General features: G+C 36.1%; 2 protein-coding genes and 1 pseudogene. All 3 read right to left on the reverse strand.

Annotation, left to right across the window (positions count from 1 at the left end; all coding sequences use genetic code 11):
* Positions 1-72: 72 nt before the first annotated feature.
* Positions 73-414, reverse strand: a pseudogene (locus WOCAOBSORBRA_RS05865) (IS481 family transposase); the annotation flags it as partial.
* 443 nt (positions 415-857) lie between these two features.
* The gene (ubiH, locus tag WOCAOBSORBRA_RS05870; protein WP_174516143.1) at positions 858-2,006 is read right to left on the reverse strand and encodes a 2-octaprenyl-6-methoxyphenyl hydroxylase; all 1,149 of its coding nucleotides are present in this window, start codon (positions 2,004-2,006) and stop codon (positions 858-860) included.
* A gap of 131 nt (positions 2,007-2,137) precedes the next feature.
* The coding region (locus tag WOCAOBSORBRA_RS05875) for a hypothetical protein (RefSeq protein ID WP_218939172.1) at positions 2,138-2,330 on the reverse strand (193 nt) is incomplete at its 5' end.

A 2,330-nucleotide genomic window follows, 5' to 3' on the forward strand; every position in this document is an offset into this window, starting at 1 on the left:
AAATATACAGACTTACAACTTTTGGTTGGTAATACCATAATGGAAATTTATCATTCATTTTAGAAAATACTATAGTCTGCTAATGCTGTGCCTCTGTAAGCAACGATGTAGACTAGAGCGAGTCAAGTGTGGGATTGAGGTTTGCAAAGCGTAGAGACAATCATCTAATGGCAATAGAGTATGCTTACGAAATGCAACAATTACAGCCTCCTCTTCTAAAGTTAAAACAGTTGATCTTGCATGCTTCGGACCCATATCAGCGTCTTTGGCAAAAGACCGTTTTCTCCATTTAATGATAGTTTTTGGATTAAGGTTATAGTACCTGGAGAGTTTTGCTATGCTCTCTTTACTATTTTGTATTGCTCTACGAATTGTCTCTGTTGTTTTGGCGCACCCATGTAATATTTGTCCCATAATTCCTCCTTTGATGGTATTGTTTTCTCATATTTTATCATACCATCACACTCTGGGACCATACATCCCCCCCTCCCCCCCCTAATTCCTATATCAAACCTTTCTTTACTAGATTATATAGTCAATATAAAAAGCCATATAAAATTGCTTCCACTGCTGCCATGAGGAAATTGCTTATTCTTGCTAACTCTTTAGTCAGAGATGACAGGGTTTTTACTGAGGAATATAACTCTCTGTCTGTTTCTATCTAAGAGCCAGTATAGCTGTGGATAAGCACGTTTATACAGATAAAAGTACTTATCCACAGCTACATCAATTTTTCTATTGACTTTTAACACAACTGCTAAACAGATACATTCGTCATCCCGCTACGTGTTAGCGGCCAAGATACCGCGGCGGTATGACGTGGGAAACCTGACTTGCATTAACTATAAAATAGTGATTTATATAAATCCCATAGCATGCCGAATGAAGCGTTTTTTGAGGAAATTTGAATTTTCAACTGCAATCAAGCCAAGATTTCTTAGTGCTTTAGCGCAGAATATTCTGTTGGAAAACATCCTATTTAATCCATCAGTTGCAAGCGCCATTGTAAAATTATCAAAGTATCTGTTACGTGAAATTTTCTTTAATAAATAACTACTGCCAACATCAGTACCAGCCGCTTTTGCAGCAACTACGTGCTTTATAACACTTTCTACATCTCTAATTCCAAGATTAAGCCCTTGACCTGCAACTGGATGAATTGAATGTGCTGCATCGCCGATAAGCAAAACTCTACCCTTATATAACTTTTTTGCGAAAGCAAAACTTAAAGGATAAAGTTTTCTTTCACCCTCTAATTTTATCTCTCCTAAATAAGAACCAAATCTTTTTTTAAGCTCTACAATAAATTCTTCTTCAGACAGATCCATTAGCATTTTTGAAATCTCAGATTTTTCTGTCCAAACTATCGAAGAAGTATAGCCACCCTTCATCGGTAGAATTGCAAATGGACCGCCAGGGAAAAAACGCTCCACAGCTAAGTTTTGGTGATGCAGTTCATGCTTTACATTAAATACTATGCTACTTTGTTTATAGTCAAATTTCACTGTCGGTATAGAAAATAACTCTGGTAATTTAGAGTTTTTGCCTTCAGCGCAGATAAGTAGCGATGATATTAATTCCTGGTTATTATCAAGAATCACTTCCACATATCCTGAATCACAAGCAATTGTTTTATAGGAATGTGGAGAGTATATATTCAGTTTATTTAGAAAATTATTGTTGATTGCATTCCATATAGTAGCATTGTTGATAACATAACCCATTGGCTCTTCGCTAACCATTTTATGATTGTAATGCACAGTAACCGCATCTAATATGCATATATCAAGTATTGGCTCAGCTTCACTTTCCACAAACTGCCAAATCCCTAACTTTTCCAATATTTTTTTCGAGCCTTGAGAAATAGCAAATGCTCGATTATCATCTACTACACGTGGTAGACTATTTTTTTCAATCACAGCTACAGACACAGAGTCACAACTGAGGCCAATGGCAGTAATAAGACCAAGTAACCCACCACCTGAAATGATTACATCATAATTCATTTTATTTACGCTAATTGTAAAATTATATTTTATCTGTTTTGAAAATAGTTTAAACAAACTTTATATATAAATTAAATTTTTTAGATCCCAGTGTCAGCTACTTGGATGACATCTAAAGACACTCCACCTTGTCATTCCAGCACGTAACGAACAACTGTACGAACATTTTGCGAAGGCAGTGTGTTAAATGCTATGGCCGGTTTTGCCTCAAACATAAAGGTGTCATCCCAGTGCTTGACACTGGGATGGCTTTGTTGCATAGCAACTGAAAAAATCTGGTGGCTACTGACAAAATTCATTATAAAATAGCCATTTAACCTTGAA

The organism is Wolbachia endosymbiont of Cardiocondyla obscurior, assembly GCF_902713635.1.
GTDB classification, from domain to species: Bacteria; Pseudomonadota; Alphaproteobacteria; order Rickettsiales; family Anaplasmataceae; genus Wolbachia; species Wolbachia pipientis.

Excerpts from the sequence above, each read along its gene's own strand:
- ubiH (WP_174516143.1), bottom strand. The coding sequence starts at position 2,006 with ATGAATTATGATGTAATCATTTCAGGTGGTGGGTTACTTGGTCTTATT.